The 21498-nt window shown below is 63.5% G+C and carries 19 protein-coding genes; 4 read left to right on the plus strand and 15 right to left on the minus strand.

Annotation, left to right across the window (positions count from 1 at the left end; all coding sequences use genetic code 11):
* Nucleotides 1-124: 124 nt before the first annotated feature.
* Nucleotides 125-988, minus strand: a complete 864-nt coding sequence (locus AC3WWH_RS31680; RefSeq protein ID WP_058323136.1) for a DMT family transporter — start codon at nt 986-988, stop codon at nt 125-127.
* Nucleotides 989-1068: 80 nt separating this feature from the next.
* Between AC3WWH_RS31680 and AC3WWH_RS31685 the strand changes: the two genes are divergently transcribed.
* Complete coding sequence (locus AC3WWH_RS31685) at nt 1069-2511, plus strand: aminotransferase-like domain-containing protein (RefSeq protein ID WP_058323135.1); 1443 nt, start codon at nt 1069-1071, stop codon at nt 2509-2511.
* A gap of 335 nt (nt 2512-2846) precedes the next feature.
* On the plus strand, nt 2847-3887 hold the full coding sequence (locus tag AC3WWH_RS31690) for a glutamine synthetase beta-grasp domain-containing protein (protein WP_057255488.1): 1041 nt from the start codon (nt 2847-2849) through the stop codon (nt 3885-3887).
* A gap of 134 nt (nt 3888-4021) precedes the next feature.
* On the opposite strand, the gene AC3WWH_RS31695 is transcribed toward AC3WWH_RS31690, so the two are convergent.
* The 9 genes from AC3WWH_RS31695 to AC3WWH_RS31735 all read right to left on the minus strand — a co-directional run bounded on the left by AC3WWH_RS31695 (nt 4022) and on the right by AC3WWH_RS31735 (nt 12534).
* Nucleotides 4022-4930 carry an ABC transporter ATP-binding protein gene (locus AC3WWH_RS31695; protein WP_113398836.1) on the minus strand — a complete coding sequence of 303 codons (909 nt, stop codon included), beginning with the start codon at nt 4928-4930 and terminating at the stop codon, nt 4022-4024.
* The gene (locus AC3WWH_RS31700) at nt 4927-5730 is read right to left on the minus strand and encodes an ABC transporter ATP-binding protein (protein WP_492377477.1); all 804 of its coding nucleotides are present in this window, start codon (nt 5728-5730) and stop codon (nt 4927-4929) included. Before AC3WWH_RS31700 ends, AC3WWH_RS31695 begins: the two co-directional genes overlap by 4 nt.
* Nucleotides 5727-6614, minus strand: a complete 888-nt coding sequence (locus tag AC3WWH_RS31705; RefSeq protein WP_058323132.1) for an ABC transporter permease — start codon at nt 6612-6614, stop codon at nt 5727-5729. The genes AC3WWH_RS31700 and AC3WWH_RS31705 overlap by 4 nt, the downstream gene beginning before the upstream one ends.
* Before the next feature lies 1 nt (nt 6615).
* Entirely contained in the window at nt 6616-7593 is a 978-nt protein-coding gene (locus AC3WWH_RS31710; protein WP_058323168.1) for an ABC transporter permease, read from the minus strand.
* Nucleotides 7594-7784: 191 nt separating this feature from the next.
* Nucleotides 7785-9434, minus strand: a complete 1650-nt coding sequence (locus tag AC3WWH_RS31715; protein WP_058323131.1) for an ABC transporter substrate-binding protein — start codon at nt 9432-9434, stop codon at nt 7785-7787.
* Nucleotides 9435-9463: 29 nt separating this feature from the next.
* Nucleotides 9464-10486, minus strand: coding sequence for a glycoside hydrolase family 3 protein (locus AC3WWH_RS31720; protein WP_113398838.1), 1023 nt, complete (start codon nt 10484-10486; stop codon nt 9464-9466).
* A gap of 22 nt (nt 10487-10508) precedes the next feature.
* On the minus strand, nt 10509-10988 hold the full coding sequence (locus AC3WWH_RS31725; protein ID WP_113398839.1) for a GNAT family N-acetyltransferase: 480 nt from the start codon (nt 10986-10988) through the stop codon (nt 10509-10511).
* A gap of 468 nt (nt 10989-11456) precedes the next feature.
* Nucleotides 11457-11825, minus strand: coding sequence for a YbaN family protein (locus AC3WWH_RS31730; RefSeq protein ID WP_058323128.1), 369 nt, complete (start codon nt 11823-11825; stop codon nt 11457-11459).
* Between the two features lie 19 nt (nt 11826-11844).
* On the minus strand, nt 11845-12534 hold the full coding sequence (locus AC3WWH_RS31735; protein WP_058323127.1) for a DUF2161 domain-containing phosphodiesterase: 690 nt from the start codon (nt 12532-12534) through the stop codon (nt 11845-11847).
* Between the two features lie 252 nt (nt 12535-12786).
* Here AC3WWH_RS31735 and AC3WWH_RS31740 point away from each other — a divergent pair, with 252 nt between their 5' ends.
* On the plus strand, nt 12787-14139 hold the full coding sequence (locus AC3WWH_RS31740; protein WP_058323126.1) for an NfeD family protein: 1353 nt from the start codon (nt 12787-12789) through the stop codon (nt 14137-14139).
* Between the two features lie 54 nt (nt 14140-14193).
* Entirely contained in the window at nt 14194-14973 is a 780-nt protein-coding gene (locus AC3WWH_RS31745; RefSeq protein ID WP_058323125.1) for a slipin family protein, read from the plus strand.
* Nucleotides 14974-14988: 15 nt separating this feature from the next.
* Here the strand turns inward: AC3WWH_RS31745 and AC3WWH_RS31750 are convergent, their stop codons facing one another.
* The 5 genes from AC3WWH_RS31750 to AC3WWH_RS31770 all read right to left on the minus strand — a co-directional run bounded on the left by AC3WWH_RS31750 (nt 14989) and on the right by AC3WWH_RS31770 (nt 21496).
* Nucleotides 14989-15801 (minus strand): inositol monophosphatase family protein, encoded by an 813-nt coding sequence (locus AC3WWH_RS31750; RefSeq protein ID WP_112947880.1) that lies wholly within the window; start codon nt 15799-15801, stop codon nt 14989-14991.
* 33 nt (nt 15802-15834) lie between these two features.
* Nucleotides 15835-16896: an ABC transporter ATP-binding protein gene (locus AC3WWH_RS31755; protein WP_058323167.1), complete on the minus strand. Its 1062-nt coding sequence runs from the start codon at nt 16894-16896 to the stop codon at nt 15835-15837.
* A gap of 8 nt (nt 16897-16904) precedes the next feature.
* Nucleotides 16905-19142, minus strand: coding sequence for an ABC transporter permease (locus AC3WWH_RS31760; protein WP_058323123.1), 2238 nt, complete (start codon nt 19140-19142; stop codon nt 16905-16907).
* Nucleotides 19143-19272: 130 nt separating this feature from the next.
* Nucleotides 19273-20298, minus strand: coding sequence for an ABC transporter substrate-binding protein (locus tag AC3WWH_RS31765; protein ID WP_058323122.1), 1026 nt, complete (start codon nt 20296-20298; stop codon nt 19273-19275).
* A gap of 175 nt (nt 20299-20473) precedes the next feature.
* The gene (locus AC3WWH_RS31770; protein ID WP_492377478.1) at nt 20474-21496 is read right to left on the minus strand and encodes an ABC transporter substrate-binding protein; all 1023 of its coding nucleotides are present in this window, start codon (nt 21494-21496) and stop codon (nt 20474-20476) included.
* Nucleotides 21497-21498 lie beyond the last annotated feature (2 nt).

Below are 21498 nucleotides of genomic sequence, written 5' to 3' on the forward strand. Positions count from 1 at the left end.
GATCACTTTCGCTTATCACAACGGCGACGAGGCCATTCTAAAGGCCAAACGGGAGACTTCTTCAACAGCCTGCTAGGGCAGGGAGGGCGTCGGTTCTCCGCCCGCATCCCCTTCGTGTAGTTGCCTACTTCGCGAACTTTTTGGCGCCGGCGACGCAGAGCACGATGGCGCCGGTCGCTGCCAGCATGCTCCAGCTTACGGGCTCTCCGAGGAGCGTCGCGGCAAGTGCCAGGCCGAAGAAGGGCTGCAGAAGCTGCAGTTGGCCGACGCCGGCAACGCCGCCGAGCGCGAGGCCGCGATACCAGAAGACGAAGCCGACGAGCATGCTGAACACCGAGACATAAGCGAGGCCCGTCCAGGCGCCATGAGTGACCATCGCGAAGGAGGAAGGCAGCGTGAAGAGCGTGAGCGCGAGCATGATCGGCAGCGACAGGACCAGCGCCCAGCAGATGACCTGCCAGCCGCCAAGCTTGCGCGAGAGGCTGGCGCCCTCGGCGTAGCCGAGGCCGCAGAGGATGATGGCGCCGAGCATCAGGAGGTCGCCGATGGGCGACGCGGCGAAGCCCTGTACCAGCGCGAAGCCCACCACTGCGGCGCTGCCGAGGGAGGAGAAGAGCCAGAAGGCCGGGCGTGGCCGCTCGCCGGCGCGCAGTACGCCGAAGATGGCCGTTGCCAGCGGCAGCAGGCCGACGAAGACGATCAGATGCGCCGAGGTGACATGCTGTAGGGCCAGGGCGGTCAAAAGCGGGAAACCGAGCACGACGCCGAAGGCGACAATCGCCAGCGAAACGAGATCGGCCCGCGCAGGGCGCGGCTGACGGAAGATGAGAAGCAGCGCGAGCGCGAGCAGGCCGGCGATCGCCGCGCGCGCCACCGTCAGAAACACCGGATCGAAATCCATCACTGCGACACGGGTCGCAGGTAATGATCCGCTGAAGATCAGCACCCCGAGAAAACCGCTCATCCAACCGTCTGCCGTCTTGTCCATCGCATTCTCCTTTTTCGTCTGTATCGGCCGCAGAGGGTGGTCTTTCCAGAGACAATACGGTACAGTTTCGCCAAACTGTAATGGATGTTTGGACAGTACGGATGACGATGCAGGAGCTTGGGATTGGCAGCGAAACGCTGCTTGAAGGCGTTATGGCGACGATCCGGCAGCGGATCTCGGGGCGCGTTCTCACACCCGGCGCGAAGCTTCCGTCCATCCGCGCCTTCGCCAAGACCATGCGCGTTTCCAAATCGACCGTCGTCGAGGCCTATGAGCGGCTGGTGGCGGAAGGCGTCATTCGCTCGAAACCGGGCGCGGGTTTCTTTGTCTCGGCGCCGCTGGCGCCCTTGTCGCTGGCCGAGATTGGGCCGCGGCTCGACCGGGCCGTCGATCCGCTCTGGGTGTCCCGCCAGGCGCTGGAAACGGGCGACAACGTGCTGAAACCGGGCTGTGGCTGGTTGCCGCCGAGCTGGATGCCGGAGACGGCAATCCGCCGCGCGCTCAAGTCCGCAGCCAGGCTGGAGGCGAGCGGGCTGACGGACTATGGAACGCCGCTCGGTCATCGGCCGCTGTGCCAGCTTCTGGCGCGACGTCTCGGCGAACATGGGGTCGAGGCGTCGCCTGATCAGATCATCCTGACGGAATCGGGAACGCAGGCGATCGACCTTCTCTGCCGCTTCCTGCTCGAGCCCGGCGATACGGTCGTGGTCGACGATCCCTGCTATTTCAATTTCCATGCCTTGCTGCGCGCCCACCGGGCTGAGGTGGTGAGCGTGCCCTATACGCCCTCGGGGCCCGATCTCGAAAAATTCGCCGAGGTGCTGACGGCGCATCGGCCGCGGCTCTACATCACCAATTCCGCTCTCCATAACCCGACAGGCGCCACACTCTCTCCTGTCGTCGCCCATCGGCTGCTCAAGCTTGCCGAGCAGGCGGGGCTGACGATCATCGAGGATGATATCTTCGCGGATTTCGAGCATACGCCGGCGCCACGGCTCGCCGCCTTCGACGGGCTCGATCGTGTCGTACAGATCGGCAGCTTTTCCAAGACCCTCTCCGCCTCGATGCGCTGCGGCTTCATCGCCGCGCCGCGCGACTGGATCGAAGGGCTCATCGACCTGAAGATCGCCACCACCTTCGGCGGGCCGAGCCTTGCGGCGGAGCTGGTTTTTTCGATGCTCAAGGATGGCAGCTATCGCAAGCACATGGAGGCGCTGCGCCAGCGTCTGGCCCGCGTCATGAGCGAGACAGCGGCGCGGCTCGGTGTCATCGGCATCAAGCCATGGATCGAGCCGCAGGCCGGGATGTTCCTCTGGTGCTGCTTGCCCGATGGTGTCGATGCGGCCGACGTGGCACAGAAGGCGCTGCAGCAGGAGATCGTGCTGGCGCCCGGCAACGTCTTTTCCCATGCCGGCACGGCCAACGGCTTCATGCGCTTCAACGTCTCCCAATGCGAGGATGAGCGGCTTTTCAAAATTCTGCCCCTGATCATGCGCCAATGCGGTGTCGGGCGCGCAGGCTGAGCAGACCGGCGTGCTGAAGGCGATTGCTCGTTTTAGAGGCAATCGCCGGCGATTGCTGGGGAAGGGCCGTTGATCTCAGCCTTGCCACTTTGCTTTGCCGCGGAGTTGGGCAGGTTTTGCCTATTTTTTGCGCAATTCGCTTCTTCCTTGCGCTGTAGCGTCTGCTCGCCGGGGCTCCTGCCTGCCGCCAAACGCAAATTTCTCTGGATTCTCGGCGCTGAATTCGAGTTGGCACGATTAATGCTTCTTAACGGGCATCGGTCGTCGGGCAGCCGATCTGGATTGCCCAGCCGCTTCGGAACCCAGCCATTCCTGGCGTCATGTGAGAGAACGAAATGACAAAGTTTAAGCTCGAATACATCTGGCTCGACGGTTACAAGCCCACCCCGAACCTGCGCGGCAAGACCTTGATCAAGGAATTCGATGCTTTTCCGACGCTTGAGCAGCTGCCCTTCTGGGGCTTCGACGGTTCCTCGACGATGCAGGCCGAAGGCAGCAGCTCCGACTGCGTTCTGAAGCCGGTTGCCGTTTATCCGGATCCGGAACGCAAGAACGGCGTTCTGGTTCTCTGCGAAGTCATGATGCCCGATGGCACGACGCCGCATCCGTCCAACACCCGCGCCCCGATCCTCGATGACGAAGGCGCCTGGTTCGGCTTCGAGCAGGAGTATTTCTTCTATCAGAACGGCCGCCCGCTCGGTTTCCCGGAAGCCGGCTTCCCCGCGCCGCAAGGCCCCTATTACTGCGGCGTCGGTTTCAGCAATGTCGGCGATGTTGCCCGCAAGGTCGTCGAAGAGCACCTCGACATCTGCCTGGCTGCCGGCATCAACCATGAAGGCATCAACGCCGAAGTCGCCAAGGGCCAGTGGGAATTCCAGGTGTTCGGCAAGGGCTCGCGCAAGGCCGCCGACGAAATCTGGCTCGCCCGCTACCTGCTGCAGCGCCTGACCGAAAAATATGGCATCGACGTCGAATACCACTGCAAGCCGCTCGGCGACACCGACTGGAACGGCTCGGGCATGCACGCCAACTTCTCGACCGAATACATGCGCACAGTCGGCGGCAAGGACTATTTCGAAAACCTGATGGCCGCTTTTGCCGAAGCCCGCGCCGACCACATTGCCGTCTACGGCCCGGACAACCACATGCGCCTGACCGGCAAGCACGAAACCGCTTCGATCCACCAGTTCAGCTACGGCGTTGCTGACCGGGGTGCCTCGATCCGCGTTCCGCACAGCTTCGTCAACAACGGCTACCGCGGTTACCTCGAAGATCGCCGCCCGAACTCCAAGGGCGACCCCTACCAGATCGCTTCGCAGATCCTGAAGACGATCTCGACGGTGCCGACCGACGTCGCAAAGCGCGAAGCCGCCTGATTTTCCCTTGCCCGGCGCATACGAGGGCGCCGGGCAAACTCGACTATGTCGTGTCTCTCGCGACGACAAACAAAAACGCCCTGCGGATTGCGGGGCGTTTTTGTTTTGGAGTGATACGTGTGTGGCTCTGAGCTTTAGGCCGCGTGCACGAAATGGTCGGGCTCCACCTCGCGGATCGTCTCCTGCCTCGCCGCCGATCTGCGGCGTGTTTCGTCGGCCTCGGAGGCGCTGACCTGCGCGTTCGGATCGTCGAAGCGGATGTCGGGGTCGGGAACGGCCGAGAGCAACAGCCTGGTATAGGGATGGGCCGGATTGTCGATGACCTTGCCGGTATTTCCCCATTCGACGATCTGGCCCGCATACATCACCGCGATATCCTCGGCGACATAGCGGGCGGTCGCGATGTCGTGGGTGATGTAGAGCAGGCCGAGGTTCATCTCGCGCTTCATTTCGCTGAGCAGATTGAGCACGCCGAGGCGCACGGAAACGTCGAGCATCGAGGTCGGCTCGTCGGCGACGATGACCTCGGGCTTTGCCGCGAGTGCGCGGGCGATGTTGACGCGCTGGCGCTGGCCGCCCGAGAGCTCGTGCGGGTACTTCTGCGCGACGATATCGGGATCGAGCTTCACTTGCCGCAGGAGCGCCTTGATCTCCTCCGCGATTGCGGCGCCCTTCATGTCGGGGCGATGCAGCATCAGCGGCCGCTTGAGATGATAGGCGATCGTGTGGGCCGGGTTGAGCGAGGCGAACGGATCCTGGAAGATCATTTGCACCGATCGGCGATAGTCGGCGATCTCCTTGCTTCCCGCTGAAACGATGGGCTTGCCCTTGAAGAGCAGCCGCCCTTCGCTCGGTTCGTATTCGCGCATGGCGATGCGGGCACAGGTGGTCTTGCCGCTGCCGGATTCGCCGACGACCGCAAGCGCCCGTCCGGCATGGAGCGAGAAGGATATCGAGCGCGCGGCACGCACGGCGCCCGGTCCGTTGCCAAAGGTCTTGCTGACCTTGTCCAAGGTCAAAATGGGTGCGGATGTGTCGGTCATCGAAGAACACCTCCATGCAGCGAGGGAAAGGAGGCCCAGAGCTTCTTCGTATAGTCGTGCTCCGGTGTCCGGTAGATGACGTCGGCGGTGCCCTGTTCGACCAGCTTGCCGCCCAGCATGATGCCGATGCGGTCGCAGAACTGCACCATCAGCCCGAGGTCGTGGGTGATGAAGAGCACGGCGAAACCGAGCTTGCGCCGGAGTTCGTTGATCCGCTGCAGGATTTCGCGCTGGACCACGACGTCGAGCGCCGTCGTCGGCTCGTCCATGACAATGAGGCGCGGATCGAGCGCCAGGCAGATGGCAATCACGATGCGCTGGCGCATGCCGCCGGAAAACTGGTGCGGATAGTCGCGCATCCGGTCCGGCGAGATATCGACGAGCCGCAGCATTTCTGCGGTGCGGTCGCGTGCGGCGGCCCGGCTTATGCCCTTATGCGTCTTCAAGACGTCGTAGAACTGCTGCTCGATGCGCAGCACCGGATTGAGCGAGTTCATCGCGCTCTGGAACACCATGGCCACCTCGCGCCAGCGGAAGTCGGCAAGACCTTTCTGGTCGAGATCGAGCACGTTGCGGCCGTCGAGCAGGATGGCGCTTTCCTTGCGGATCAGCGCCGGCGGCTTGTGCAGCCGGCTGATGGCAAAGGCGATCGTGCTCTTGCCGCAGCCAGACTCGCCGGCAAGGCCGAAGACTTCGCCGGGCGCAACATCGAAGCTGACGTCGTCGACGGCGCGGAAGTCGGTGCTCTCGCCGATGTAGTCGATGGTCAGGTTCCTGACCGAAAGCAAAGGCGCGGTCACAGGCGGCCCTCCCCGGAGCGGATTAGGGCCGACCAGCGGCCGAGCCGGTTGCCGGTGCGCAGCCGCGGATTGGCGATCTCGTCAACGGCGAAGTTGAGCAGCGACAGGCCGATGCCGAGGAAGGCGAGCGCGAAGCAGGGCGTCAGGATGTCCCACCAGGCGCCGACCGAAAGGGCAGAGGCCTTCTGGGCGCCATAGAGCATGGTGCCCCAGGAAACGACCTTGGGATCGCCAAGGCCGAGGAACTCGAGCGTTGCCTGGGTGATGATCGCAAAGATCACGCTGCCGATGAAGTTGATGCCGACAATCGAAATCAAGTTGGGGAAGATCTCGAAGGTCATGATGCGCCAGCGCGGCTCACCCATCATCTCGGCGGACTTCACATAGTCCTTCTGCTTGACCGAGAGCGTTTCGGCGCGGGTGACGCGTGCGCCCCAGGCCCAAGAGGTGCCGCCGAGGATGAGGGCGATGACCCACGGGCTCGCCTGGCCGATGAAGGCTGCAAGCACGAGCAGCAGCGGCAGGTTCGGGACGACGAGCACCATATTGGTGAAGAAGCTGATGACTTCGTCCACCTTGCCGCCGCGGTAGCCGGCGATGATGCCAAGCGCGGTGCCGACGGCGGTGATCAGGAGGCCGGCGCCGAAGCCGACGGCAAGCGAGGTGCGGGCGCCATAGATCAGGCGGGCAAAGACGTCCTGGCCGATGCGGGTGGTGCCGAGCCAATGCTCGAGCGACGGCGCCTGGTGCGGCCGGCCGACGCGGGCGCTCGGATCGTAGGAGGTCAGCAGCGGGGCGGCGATCGCCACGAGCAGAATGAAGGCGACGATCAGCGCGCCGACCATGGCCTTGCGATTGTGGATCAGCGGAAGGGAGGTTTTCATATCACGCCCTCTTCAGTCGCGGGTCGAGCAGCACATAGCTGATGTCGACGACGAAGTTGGCGACGAGCATCGTGGCGGTCATGATCAGAAGCTGTCCCTGGATGACGGGGTAATCGCGGGCGAGGATCGCCTGGTAGAGAATGTTGCCGAGACCCGGATAGTTGAACACGACCTCGGTCACCAGCGAGCCGCCAAGCACCGTGCCGATGGCGATCGCAAGGCTCGAAACGGTCGGCAGCAGCGCGTTGCGCGCGGCATACCAGAGCATCACGCGGGTGTCGGCAAGTCCCTTGGCGCGGGCCATGACGATATAGTCCTCGCCGAGCAGGTTGATCATGTTGTTGCGCATGGTCACGGCGAAGCCACCGGTGAGCACGGCGCAGAGCGTCAGCATCGGCAGGATGCCGTGATAGAGCAGGCTGCCGATATATTCGAGCGTGAAGGCCGGATCGAGCGCCGGGTCGGCGGCATAGCCGGTCGGAAACCAGCCGAGCGTGAAGCCGAAGGTGAAGACGACGATCAGTGAGGTGACGACGGCCGGCACCGAGGTCGCGAAGATCGCGCCGACGGAAACGATGACGTCGAACAGGCTGCCGCGTCGCCAGGCGGCAAGAATGCCGAGGAAGGTGCCGAGCGCGAAGCTTACGAGTGTCGCCGTGCCCATCAGCCCCACGGTCCAGACGAGCGCATTGCCGAGAACCGTCGTCACCGGCAGCGGGAAATACTTGATCGAGCGACCGAGATCGCCGCTGAAGATGCTGCCGAGATAGGTGAGGTACTGCTGCCAGAGCGGGCCGTCGACGAAGCCGAAGGTCAGTTTCAGGGCCTGCAGGCTTTCGGGCGGCAACTCGGCGCCGGCGCTCGAAAACATGATCTGCACCGGATCGCCGGGCATCAGCCGCGGCAGGAAGAAGTTGATCGTCGCCGCGGCGACGAAGGCCGCCAGGTAGAAGCACAGGCGGCGTAGCAGAAAGGCCATCGGGAACTCCATCGACTGCGGCCGCCGCATGTGGGCGTCAGGCGGCAGGGCTGTCTTTTTGTCGGACCGTCCGAACGAGCAAAAGCCAGGACGGTCGCGTGGCGGACGAAGGGCGTCCGCCGCTGTTTCCGGATCAAGACAAGGCGCCCTCCCGGAGCATCGTCCGTGAGAGCGCCGCACCTGCGATCGGGTTACTTCACCGGTTCAAGCGCCAAAAGGTGCAGGAGACGCGCCGGGTTGTTGCGGGTGATCGACGGGTTGACGAAGGGGTTTTCCGCCGTCGCCCAGCCCTTGAAGCGCTTGGTGTTGTACTGGTACCAGTTCGGGTTGTTGAATACCGGCATCATCGGCATGTTCTCGGCGACGATGCGTTGTGCCTTGTTCATCGCTTCCTTCTGCTTGATCGGGTCAGCGGTCTGGGTGAACTCCGTCAGCAGAGCCTCGACGTCCGGATTGAACCAGCGCTGCGCGGTGAAGCGGGTCTTGCCCTTGTCCGAAGCGCTGAAGGCGCGCTTGTAGGGGTAGTAGGGCGAGGCCGATGCCGGCAGGCTGTTGATCGCCGCGTCGAAGGTGCCGTTGATGAGGTTACCGGTCCAGACAGCCTCTTCCGGCGTCTCGATCTTGGCGTCGAGGCCGACCGCCTGCAGGCCTTCGACCGCGATCGTCACCGTGTCGATCCAGTCGGTCCAGGAGCTCGGCACAATGATCGAGAAGGCGATCTTGCTGCCGTCCGGATTGTCACGGAAGCCGTCGCCGTCCTTGTCGGCATAGCCGGCTTCGTCGAGCAGCGCCTTGGCGGCGTCGGCATCGTACTTGCCGTATTTACCGAAGTCGGCCGCAACCGACGGATCGGCCCAGCTCTTGTAAAGTTCGCCCATGCCGGCCGGGTCTTCGTTGAGCGTCGGATAGCCGTAGCCGGCGACGTCAACCATGGTGCCGCGGTCGAGCGCCATCGAGGCGGCGCGGCGGAACTTCACGTCGTTGAAGGCCTTACGATTGTTCTCGTTCGCGGTTTCCTGGTTGAACAGGAAGGCGACCATGCTGCTTGGCGAGTACCAGAAGTGATAGTGCTCCGGGTCCTTGGCGACATAGACGTTCTCGATATCCGGGATGAAGGAAACGCCCCAGTCGAGCGTGCCGGAGGCCGTCGCCGTCAGGATCTGGTTGTTGTCGGCGAGCTGCGGGAAGCGCACGCAGTCGATCTTCAATGTTGCGGCATCCCAATAATGCGGGTTGCGGCACTGGTCGTAGGTCTGGCCGGTAAAGCGCGGGATCTCGGTCAGCGGGCCGCTCCCGACGGGCGTCTCGTTGGCGAAGGTCACCGGCTCGACGATGTCCTTCCAGACATGCTCCGGAACGATCGGCAGCTGCGCCAGCTGCTCGGCTGCGAGCGAGCTCGGATTGGCGAGCGTGAAGCGCACGGTCTCAGCATCCACGGCCTCGACGCCGGTGATGAAGGTCCAGATGCTGACGAAATCAAGCGCCGGGAACTTCTTCAGATAGTCGTAGGTGAACTTGACGTCGGTCGCCGTCAGCGGCTTGCCGTCCGACCACTTCAGGTTCGGCCGAAGCTTGAACTCGATCGACTTCAGGTCGTCGGCAAGCTTGAAGCTTTCAGCCAGGCGAAAGACCGGCTTGTTGCCGTCGAAGCGGTTGAAGACGACCAGCGGCTCGTAGATGAAATCGAGCGTGCTCTGGCGCGCCGAGGTCTGATTGAACGGGTTGAAGTTGCGTACCCAGGTGGTCGCCGGCTCGATGTTGGCGGTGAGCACGGTCTGTGCCGCGGCCGGGCCGGCGATGAGGGCAAGCGCGGTGGCCGCGCCGAGAAGCGATTTTTTCACGGTAGTTCCCCTTTTGATTTTCGGATTGGTCAGGCGACGAGGGCGCTGTTGAACATGTCCTCGACTTCGGCATGGGCTGCGCGCACGTCGACCTTCAGCGTGCCGAGGCGCGCCTTCCCGGCGTCGATCCGCTTCTGGGCGGCGGCGGTCAGCGGACTTGCCGCCTTGGCTGCCGCTTCGCTTTCAGCGAGCGTGCCGTGGCTGTGGAGCGCAATGTCGAAACCGGCGTCGAGCACCTGGCGGACACGCTCTGGCAGCGTACCGCGAAGCGATTCCATGAAGATGCAATCGGAAACGAGAACGCCGTCGTAGCCCATGTTGTTGCGGATGACGTCGTGCATGACCGGCGAGATGGATGCCGGCAGCTCCTTGTCGAAAGCGGAATAGACGACATGGGCGACCATGGCCCAGGGCGTGTCGCGCAGCGCGACGAAGGGCTTGAAGTCGGTAGCGGTCAGCGTCTCGCGCGAAGCGTCGACGATGGGCCGCTCCTTGTGCGAATCGAGCGTCGCCCGGCCGTGGCCCGGGATGTGCTTCATGACCGGCATGTTGCCGGTCTCAAGCAGGCCATCGACTACCTCACGGCCGAGCGCTGCGATGAAGTCCGGATCGGCGCCGAAGGAGCGGGCGCCGATCACCGAGCTGGTGGTTGCAAAAACGAGGTCGAGCACCGGCGAGCAGCCGCTCGTGAGACCAAGTTCGCTCATCATCGTGCCCATGGCCTGGCTCGAAAGGCGAAGCGCCTTCTTGCCGAGGGCGAAATCGCGGCGGGCGAGCTCGGCGAACTCGCCGAAGGAGCGAAACAGCGGCCAGGGACCGGCGTCGAGATGCTGGACGCGGCCGCCTTCCTGGTCGGTGAAGACAGGGGCATCTTCGCGGCCAACCGCTTCGCGAAAGCGTTCGATCAGCGCCCTTGTCTGCGCGGGTTCGCGCTGGTTGCGGCGGCCGACGAAGAGCCCGAGCGGATTGGTCTCGCGGAACAGCGCGAACTCGTCATCCGAGAGCGTGGGATTGGGTATGCCGACAAAGAGGGCAAGCGGGTTCGAGGACATTGGGAGGCTCCGATAGTGGAAATTACTTGGAAGGGCGGCGCAGCATGCCCTGGTAGATCCCCTTGTCGGGGGCGGGGATCGGCACGGCGCCGACGGTCTTTGCATAGAAATCGATGGGGCCTGCATCGCCGATGAAGGCATAGGCGTGGCCAAGCGTCTTCATGGTATCGAGGCAGCCGGAAAGCAGCGCCACGCCGATACCCTTGCCGCGGGCTGCCGGATCGACGCCAGTTGGGCCGAAGAAGCCCGGCGCCGTCGTGTCATAGCAGGCGAAGCCGACGAGCTTGCCGTCGTCGACGGCAATCAGGCAGGCGATAGGCCGGCGAGCAAAGGCGACGGTCACCTCGCTTGCCCAGTTCTCGCTGAAATTCTCCCGCACCCAATCGATGACCAGGCGCATTTCCGGCGGCAAGGCGGGACGGATCGTCACCTTGTCGGTTTCGGTTCTTCGCTTGAGTTCGACCAGGATCGGCGAATACAAGCTCACCAGCATGTCAGGCATGTGCTCCTCCATATATTCCGTTATTAAGGAATTACTGCCTTTGTAATGCAATAGATGGAGCTAACGCGACCAGCTTGTCAATCGCCAATCGTCAGATTCGGGGTGCTATCCTCTTTTCGCGCGAGCAGACATCGACCGATGAAACGTTCCAGCGGTGCAGCCTACGGCCGCTTATCCCGGCCGGCCTCGGGGTGCATGGGTGCGGTAGCGGTGCCGGGAAAAGGGTGGCCAAAAGGGCCGAGTAAAGCGCGTCGCTCTGGAAATTGCACGTTTGTACAACTTTGTTCTGGGGTTGTTCGAAATATATCTTGATTTACAAAAACACTAAGTATGAATATTCGTGCGCTCATGAAGTGCATGCTTAAGAAGAGCTCGCCATTTTCGATCGCGACCAAGTATTTCCCGAGAAGAAAAGTATTGTTTTCCTGCATGGACGGCGCGCAGGGTCTTGTCCCGCTGCGTTTTTGGCTATTCCGCCGGACGCGTCAGGATGAACAGTGCAGGAAGCGCCATCGACGCCGCGACGATCGCAGCCAGCGTCAGGCTCGGATTGCCGAAGAAAACGAAGAGTCCGAAGCTAGCGGCCATCAGGCTGACCGCACCGGTCTTGGCGCGCTTGGAGATGGCGCCTCTTTCACGCCATAGCCGCAGCGAAGCCCCGAAGACGCGGTGATTAAGCAGCCATTGCTCCAATCGCGGCGAAGCGCGGGCGAAGAGACCCGCCGCTAAAAGCAAAAACGGAGTCGTCGGCAGGATGGGGAGGAAGGCGCCGATGATACCCAACCCGACCATCAGCCACGCAAGGCAAAGACAGAGGATGCGAAGGGCGGGATTCATGCGATGGCTCCGGTGAGCGTCATGCTTCGGATGTCTCGACGATCGGCGCCGTGGCCGTCTCTCTCGGCGGCCAGCGGCGAAGCGCCTCGGCCCCCAGCTCCGTCAAGGCATAGATGCCACGGTCGATCCGCTCGAACCAGCCATAGACGTTGCTGAGCAGGATCTTGGCCGCGTCCGGAGCGACTGCGCGAACGTCGCGCGGGCGCTGCTGGCCGCTCTGCAGGGCGGCCGCACAGGCAAGCGCCTGCTGCCGATAGGCGGTCATGATCGGCGAACGCGTGGCACCGCCGGCGGTCGGGTCGCCCTTGCGGCGGCGGTGCTCGCTGATCAGGCGCGACCGCTTCCTGTTGTTCTTGCGGGGCATCACCGCGGAGGCTGCGAGAATGACGTCGACCATGCCGTTGTCGGCGACAGCCAGCATGCCGAAGCCAAGCCTGCGGCAGAGATCGCGGAACCGGCGATCGCTCTCCCGCCCCTTGCCTTTGGCCGAGACACGGGCGGCGATCCATACCTCGTCTCCGGCGGTAGCGCGGTCGACGGCCTGCAGGATCAGCTCGAGATTGAAGCTCAGCTTGAGCTCGCAGATGACGACAAGCGGCGGCTCGTCATCGCTGAGCGCCACCATGTCGCAGCCGCCGATCTCGCCCTTGACGCTGTAGCCGCGGGTTTCGAGAAAGCTCTTGATCGGCTGATAGAGGGTCGTCTCCAAACCCGGGAATCCTGTTCTGGTCGAAATCGGGGAGGCTCAAGCCGTGACGCATCATTACGAAAGGAGACTAGCAGATAACTCCGATCGCCGGACTTGTCATCACGTCGCAGCAGCAAGGCGAGCTGACCTCGTTGCTCCGAGGATCCAACCGATGCAGTAGCAAGCTCGCTTCGTCCTAACCTTGTGTTGTGCTATTATTGTTGAATGGACGTCCTTTTCGGAGGCGTCGGGCATGCGAGGTTTTGACGACGGATGTTGCGAATCCTCACGCTGTTGTTTGTTTTGATCTCATCATTCGCGTTTCCAGCTTCGCCGCAGGCCGAAAACGATCGTGTTGCCTTGGTGCTGCATGTCAACGGCGCCATCGGCCCGGCCACGGCCGAATATGTCAGGCGCGGCTTGACGAAGGCGGAACAGCGCCGCCTTCCGCTGGTGGTCTTGCAGATGGATACGCCCGGAGGTCTCGACACGTCGATGCGCGAGATCATCCGCGCGATCCTCGCTTCCCCCGTGCCGGTTGCGAGCTACGTCGCGCCGAGCGGTGCGCGCGCGGCGAGCGCCGGCACCTATATCCTCTATGCCAGCCACATCGCGGCCATGGCGCCGGGAACGAACCTCGGGGCGGCGACGCCGATTGCGATCGGCGGTGACATGTTCGGTCAGGAGAAGGATGGCGATACCGGCAAGGAGGGCGGCAAACAGCCGGCGGTTCAGAACGCTGCCGAGGCGAAGCTCGTCAATGACGCCGTGGCCTATATCCGAGGACTGGCCGAACTGCGCGGGCGCAATGCCGACTGGGCCGAGAAGGCGGTGCGCGAGGCTGCAAGCCTCTCGGCCGAGGCGGCCGTCAGGGAGAAGGTCGTCGATTTCACCGCCACCACCGTCGCCGATCTCTTGAAGCAGGCAAATGGGCGGACGGTGCACGCGGGGCAGCAGGAGATCGTGCTCGATACGGCGGGGCTTGCCGTCGAGGACTTCGTGCCCGACTGGCGGACAAGGCTGCTTTCGGTCGTCACCGATCCCAATATCGCGGTCATCCTGATGATGATCGGCATTTATGGTTTGATCTTCGAGTTCCTGTCTCCGGGGTCGGTGGCGCCGGGCACCATCGGCGGCATCAGCCTGTTGCTTGGGCTCTATGCGCTTTCGGTGCTACCCGTCAGCTACGCCGGCATCGGACTGATCCTGCTTGGCATCGGCCTGATGGTTGCCGAGGCGCATTCGCCGTCCTTCGGCGTGCTCGGCGCCGGTGGCAGCGTTTCACTGGTTCTGGGTGCGGCAATCCTCTTCGACACGGATACGCCGGGCCTGCAGGTCTCCTGGTCCGTGCTGGCGGCGCTTGCCGTCGCAAGCTTCGGCTTCAGCCTGCTGGTCGCACGGCTGGCGTTCAGCTCACGCCGCCACGCGGTGGTGACCGGGGGCGAACAGATGATCGGCATTGCGGGCAAGGTCGATAGTTGGACAGGCGCCGCCGGCTACGTCATCGCCCATGGCGAACGGTGGCAGGCGGTGAGCACGGAAACACTGTCGAGGGGTGAGGACGTGAAGGTTGTCGGGCGCAAAGGACTGACGCTCGAAGTGGTGCGCGAAGGTCAAAAGGCATAGCGCTCCGCGGGTCCTATGGGCGCAGGCGAAAGCGTCCGGAATGGAGGAATGGTCATGGACATGTTTGGGAGCCTCGCTCCTCTTGCCGCGTTGTTGGTGCTCGTCATTCTCATTATCGCCTATTCGATCCGGATCCTGCGCGAATACGAGCGCGGGGTGATCTTCACGCTCGGCCGGTTCACCGGCGTCAAGGGGCCAGGCTTGATCCTGCTGGTGCCCTATGTGCAGCAGATGGTGCGGGTCGATCTCAGGACCCGGGTGCTGGACGTGCCGAGCCAGGACGTCATTTCCCATGACAACGTTTCGGTCCGCGTCAGCGCTGTGATCTATTTCCGGGTCATCGATGCGGAAAAATCGACGATCCAGGTCGAGGATTTCATGATGGCGACCAGCCAACTGGCGCAGACGACCCTGCGCTCCGTGCTTGGCAAACACGATCTCGACGAGATGTTGGCCGAGCGGGACCGGCTGAACGACGACATCCAGAAGATCCTCGACAGCCAGACGGATGCCTGGGGCATCAAAGTGGCGACCGTGGAAATCAAACATGTCGACATCAACGAGAGCATGATCCGCGCGATCGCCCGCCAGGCCGAGGCCGAGCGCGAACGGCGCGCCAAGGTGATCAATGCCGAGGGCGAGCAGCAGGCGGCCGCCAAGCTGCTCGAGGCTGCCGAGATCCTGTCCAAGCAGCCTCAGGCGATGCAGCTACGCTATCTGAGCACGCTCAACGTCCTTGCGGGCGAGAAGAATTCAACTGTCATCTTCCCGTTCCCCATGGAGCTCGGCCGCCTGTTCGGGCTAAAGGCCGACAAGCCGCCCGGTCAAACGTGAACGCCGCGAAGGCGCTCAGGCCGCCGCCGTTTCAAGATTGGCGACCTTCATGAGGTCGTCGACTGCGCCGGGCGCAGCCGCCAAGACCGGAGACCAATGCGTCAAAGCCTCGCCGCGCGTCGGGAAGGGCAATGTCCAGCCGCCGGCTTCGTTCACCAGGCAGTAGCCACCGAGGCAATCCCAGGCATGCATGTAGGGCTCGTAGTAGCCGACGAGGCGACCGGCGGCGACATAGGCGATCATCAGCGCACCGGAGCCGTTGCGCATGAAGTTGCCGCCATTCGAAAGCAGGCGCTCGACGATGGCACCCATCTCGCCGGGTTTCACCTGATCGTTGGCGCCAAGCCCGGTGACGGCGTTGCGGATCGTGCGCGTCCCGTCGAGGCGAAGCGGCTTGCCGTTCAGCGTTGCGCCGCGGCCCGTTGCCGCCGCATAGACTTCCTGATGGCAGGGCGCGTGGATCACGCCGATGACCGGCTTTTCCGCATGCACGACGGCGATCGAGACGCACCAGTTCGGCATGCCGTTGACGAAGGGCGTGGTACCGTCGATCGGATCGAGCACCCAGGTAAAGCCGGATGTGCCGTCGAGAAGGCCATGCTCCTCGCCAAGCACGCCATCATCCGGAAACGCGGCGGCGATCTTGTCGCGGATCAGGGTCTCGACGTTGCGATCGGCGATCGAGACGACGTCGTGCGCATCGCGCTTCGTTTCGATGACGAGCGTTTCCCGCTTCAGGAAATAATCGTAGGCGAGCCGACCGGCCTCCTCGGCCATGGATTTGGCAAGTGCGAACCGGGCGTCGAGGCCGGCAATTTCAGCAGTCATGCAAGTGTCCTTCTCGTATCCAGTTGTAAAAAATCATGCGTCAATCAAAGCGAGGCCCCGGTTGCGGAAACCGATCGCGACCTCCGTTGCCGGAGATAACATGTCCTCGACGGCCTGATCGACAACAAACAGGAGGCCGGTTGCCGTTTCGACCTCGTATTCGACATGGCCGCCGAGATAGGCAGCGCTGCTGATCGTGCCGGCAAGGGCTGCGCCCTTGGCCGGCGTCAGGGTCACCGCATTGGGGCGGACCGCGAGCTTGGCAGGGCCGGGCCGCGTGTTCCTCGACGGCAGGCGATGTTCGAGACCGCCGACGCGGATCGTCGCCTGACCGGCTTCGGCTGCCGTCACCTCGCAAGGAAGCACATTGGCCTCGCCCATGAAGTCGGCGATGAAGGTCGAGGCGGGCGTCTCGTAGAGGTCCCGCGGTGCTCCTTCCTGCGCGATCGCACCATCCTTCATGACGATGATGCGGTCGGACACGGCAAGTGCTTCGTCCTGATCGTGGGTGACATAGACCGCGGTGAAGCCAAGCCGCTGCTGCAGCTCGCGGATTTCCGTGCGCACCTTGCGGCGCAGGCGCGCATCGAGGTTCGACAGCGGCTCATCCAGCAGCAGTACTTGTGGTTCGAGCACGAGGGCGCGGGCGACGGCGACACGCTGCTGTTGTCCGCCGGATAGCTCGGCGGGAAGCCGCTGGCCGAGGCCGCCAAGGCCGACGAGTTGCAGGCCTTCCTCAGCGCGCTCGCGCGCCTCCTTCTTCTTGATGCCGGAGGATTCGAGGCCATAGGCGACATTGTCGAGCGCCGACATGTGCGGGAAGAGCGCATAGGACTGGAACACCATCGAGACGTCGCGCTCATTGGCCGGCAGCATGGTCACGTCCTTGCCGCCGATCAGGATCTTGCCGGCGGACGGGTGTTCGAGGCCGGCAAGCATGCGCAGTGTTGTCGTCTTGCCGCAGCCGGAGGGCCCAAGCAGGGTCACGAGCGTACCGGGTTCGATGGTGAGCGATAGGTCGTGAATGGCGGTGAAGCTGCCGAACTGCTTGCGCACGTTTTGAAAGACGACCGAGCCGGTGCGCGGGGTGCTCATGTGGGTGCTCATGCGGTTTTCTCCTGGGAGATGGTGGTGGCGGACGAACGCGCCGGAGCGGCACTGAGGACGCGGTTTTCGCGCCTCAGCTTGCGTTCGCCGACAAGCAGTTGCAGGCCGGTGATGACGGTGATCATCACCAGGATGAGGGCCGAGGAATAGGCGATCGCAACACCGAACTCGCCGTTTTCGACAAGGCCGACGATATAGGCGGTGGCCATGTTGTATTCGGCGCTGACGAGGAAGACGACGGCGCTGATCGAGGTGATCGCCCGGACGAAGGAATAGACGAGCGCTGCGACGATCGCCGGCCGCAAGAGCGGCAGGATGACCTTTCGCAGCGTCCGGAAGCTCGTTGCCCGAAGCGTCAGCGACGCCTCGTCGAGGCTCTTGTCGAGCTGGCTCATGGCCGCGATGCCACCGCGCACGCCGACCGGCATGTTGCGGAAGACGAAGCAGGCGACGAGGATCAGCGCCGTGCCGGTCATTTCGAGCGGCGGCAGGTTGAACGCGATGATGTAGCTGATACCGATGACGGTGCCGGGAATGGCAAAGCTCAGCATCAGCGCGAACTCGAAGACACCACGGCCGGCAAAGCGCTGGCGCACGATGAGGTAGGCGGTCAGCAGGCCCACGAGTGCTGTCAGGGGTGCTGCAATCAGCGAGATTTCCATGGTCGTCCAGAAGGAGTTCCAGGCAACACCGGTCCAGGCGATCGCGCCGTCGGCAAACGAGATCGAGAAAGCCTTGGCGTAGTGATCGAGGGTCAGCGAGTTGTCGAGGCCCCAGGTCTTCACGAAACCGCCGAAGAGGATCATGCCGTAGACGACGACTGTGAAGATCATCCACGGGATGACGACGGCGTGGACGCCGATCGACAGCGAGCGTGGAAGCGCGCTGTGGGCGCCGGAGTCGCCCTTGCCGGTAACGGTCGAATAGTTCTTGCCCGCAAGCCAGTAACGCTGGGCAAGGAAGGCCGAGAGCGTGAAGCAGAGCAGGATGATCGCGAGTACCGCTGCGCGGGACGGATCGTTCTGGGCGCCGACGACGGCGAAGAAGATCTCGGTCGAAAGCACGCCGTGGCTGCCGCCGAGCACCAGCGGGTTGCCGAAATCGGCCATGCTTTCGATGAAGCCGATGAGAAAGGCGTTGGCAAGGCCGGGTTTCATCAGCGGCAGGGAGACGTTCCAGAAGGTGCGCCAGCGATCGGCGCGGAGCGTCTGCGACGCCTCTTCCATCGACGGGCTGACGCCCTCGACGACGCCGATCAGCACGAGGAAGGAGATCGGCGTGAAGGAGAGAACCTGGGCGATCCAGATGCCGGTAAGGCCGTAGAGCCAGCGGCCGGGCTCGATGCCGAAGGCATCGGACAGAAACTCGGTGACGACGCCGGCGCGGCCGAAGAGCAGCGTCAGCGCCAGGCCGATGACGAAGGGCGGGGTAATGATCGGCAGCACCGTCAGGAGCCGCATGCCCTTCTTGAAGGGAAAGCGCGTGCGGGTGGCCACAAGCGCGAAGGCAAGGCCAAGGAGCGTCGAGCCTGATGCGGTCATCAGCGCCAGCCACAGGGTGCGCCAGGCGACGCCGCAGCGGCCTTCGCCGATGACGCAGCTCAAGCTCCAGATCGAGCCGTCCTGGATGTTGCGAATGAAACCGTCAGGCTTGAACGAGCCGTCGAAATCCTGCACGGACGCCGCGAACATGCTGCCGACCGGATAGAAGACGAAGACGATGACGAGGCAGACGAGCAGCGAAATCGCCGCGACGATGAAGGCGTCGCCCTTGAGCACGCCACGCTCCGCAAGCCCGAAGGCGAAGAGCAACACGAAGGTGAGTGCCGCGATCACGGCGCCGGCGCCCATCGAGGGTTGACCGTCGGAGAGAGGGCCGAACAGGGCCTCGGTGATCATCCAGGTCCAGCCGGTGAAACCGATCGCCAGTCCCTGAAGCGCGAGAAATACGACACCGGCGGCGCCGGAGATCGCGAGCACCAATCCGCGGCGGCCAGGGTCGCGGATAAAGCGTGCTGCCGCCGAGACGGCCAAGAGCAGAAACGCCACGCCAAGCCAGGCGCGGCCATGGGCGAAGATCTGTGCCAGGCCGGGGGCGACGGCGGGGTCGGATGGGAAGCTGGCGAGCCAGCCAAGGCCGAAGAAGCCACCTTCGATGCGATACCAGGGGACCAGCAGGAAAGCGGCCAGTCCGAGCCCGAGGGTGAGGTCGAGCCTGCGGTTGCGATGTTCCATGATGGTCCTCGCGTGAATTGAGATGAAAATGGAATGCCGTTAGGGCGCCCGATCAGATACCGGAGCCGACGAACTAACGTCTATGCCGGGGTGCCGGCCGGATCGCTTTTCCGGCCGGCCGATCCTGCGATCAGTTGGCGCTGGTGCCCACTTCGCGATCCCAGCGCTCGAGCAGCGCCTTGCGCTTCTCGGCGTCGCCGAAGGTGGCGAAGTCGTAGTCGATCAACTTGATGTCCTCGAACTTCGGCGCTTCCTTCGGCACTTCGGCCGACTTGTTGGACGGCAACTGGAAGGACTTGGCGTCCTTCATGCGCGACTGCACTTCGGGCTTCAGCGCCCAGTCATACCAGGCCTTGGCGCTCTCCAGATTCTTGGCGCCGCGGATGATCGACATGGAGCCGATCTCGTAGCCGGTGCCTTCGCAGGGCGCGACCGACTTGACCGGGAAGCCTTCGGCGGTCTGGGCCACCGCGTCGTGCATGAAGACGATGCCGAGGCCGGCTTCGCCACGCGCCGCCGCCTTCACCGGTGCGGAACCCGACTTGGTGTATTGCGCGATATTGCCGTTGAGCTTCTTCAGATAGTCGAAGGCCTGGTCTTCGCCCATGATCTGCACCAGCGAGGCAAGCGCAGTATAGGCGGTGCCGGACGAGTTCGGGTTCGCCATCTGGATCTCGCCCTTCAACGATGCGTCGAGCAGGTCGGCCCAGCACTTGGGTTCCTTCAGCCCCTTCTTCGAGAAGATCTCGGTGTTGTAGCCCCAGCCGAGCGCACCGGCATAGACGCCGACCGTGCGATAGCCCGAGCCTTCGGCCTGCTTCTTTGCCCAATCCTGAAGCTGATCCAGCATCGGCGACTTGTATTCGAGCGTCAGGCCGTCGGAGGCGGCCTGCAGATGCGGGTCGCCGGTGCCGGCCCACCAGATATCGGTCTTCGGGTTGCGGGCTTCGGCGCGGATCTTGGCATAGGTCTCGCCGGACGACAGGCGAACCATGTTGACCTTGATGCCGGTCTCCTTCTGGAAATCGCCGGTCATCTGCTCACAGATCACCACGTCTGCCGAGCAGATGAGGTTGAGGCTGCCGGCGGCTTGAGCCGGAAGCGCGGCGAGCGCCGTGCCGGCAAAAAGCATGAGGGAAAGGGTCGTTGTTTTCATTGGGGCATCCTCCTGTTGCCTGTTCTGAAGCTTGGCGTGAACGAGACACGGCGCTGCCATCGGCTGCCCGCCAGGCGGCACGTTCACGATTTCGGATTTGTGGTTTGCTGGAGCGAGATGAGGAAAAGTCCGTGCGGTTATCCGCGCCCATCCTGACCCAGTTTATGCGGCCCGGTCAGTTCGTCGCTGTGATCTCCGCGTCGAACCTTTTGAGCAAGCGACTTCGCTCTTCCGGCGAGCCGAAGGTGGCGAAGTCGTAGTCGACCATTTTGATCATCGAGATATCGGGTGCGGCGAGCGGCAGGCTCGAGCGCGCATTGGACGGCACCTGGTTCTGGCCCGAGGCCGCGCCGGTGCCCTGGCCCTCCGGGCTCAGCGCGAAGTCAACGAAGCTTTTCGCCGCCTCCAGATGACGGGCACCCTTAACGATGCTGACGGCGCCGATTTCGTAGCCAGTGCCCTCGCAGGGCGCGACGATGACGAGCGGCGAGCCAGCCTGCTTCTGGGTGACCGCGTCATGCATGAAGGAAATGCCGATCAGCGTTTCCCCGCGCGCTGCCGCTTTGACGGGGGCGGAGCCGGCGGTCGTGTATTGGTCGATGTTGCGATTGAGCGCGAACAGGAAACGGAAGGCTTCGTCTTCGCCGAAAAGCTGCACCAGGGTTGCGAGCGTGGTGAAGGCGGTGCCGGAGGAATTCGGGTTGCCGCTGCGGATGCGGCCGCGGTAGGCGTTGTCCGCGAGATCCTTCCAGCAGGTCGGGGCCGGCAGCTTCAGGGCATGCAAGAGGTCGGAATTATAGGCAAAACCGAGCGCGCCGGCATAGATTCCCGCCGATCGGCCGCCGGAAATGGCGAAGAAGTTTTTCGCCCAGGGCAGCATGTCGCGTTCGTGCGCCGGCTTGTAGGGTTCGAGCAGGTTCTCGGATCCGGCCTGCAGATGGGTGTCGCCGGTGCCGCCCCACCAGACATCGACGGTCGGCGCGTCTTTCTCGGCCCGCAGCTGGTTGAGGATGTCGCCGGTGCTCTTGCGGGTCATCGAGATTTCGAGGCCGGACTTCGTCTCGAACGCCGTCTTCATCGTCGCGCACCATGCTTCGTCGACACCGCACAGCACGGTGAGTGCCGGCGCCGTCATGCCTGTTGTGGCGGTGCACAGCCACAGGGCCACGCACCCGCCGATAGCGGTGATGCCTCTCACGA

Source organism: Ensifer sp. EB106-03-01-XG145, assembly GCF_058792075.1.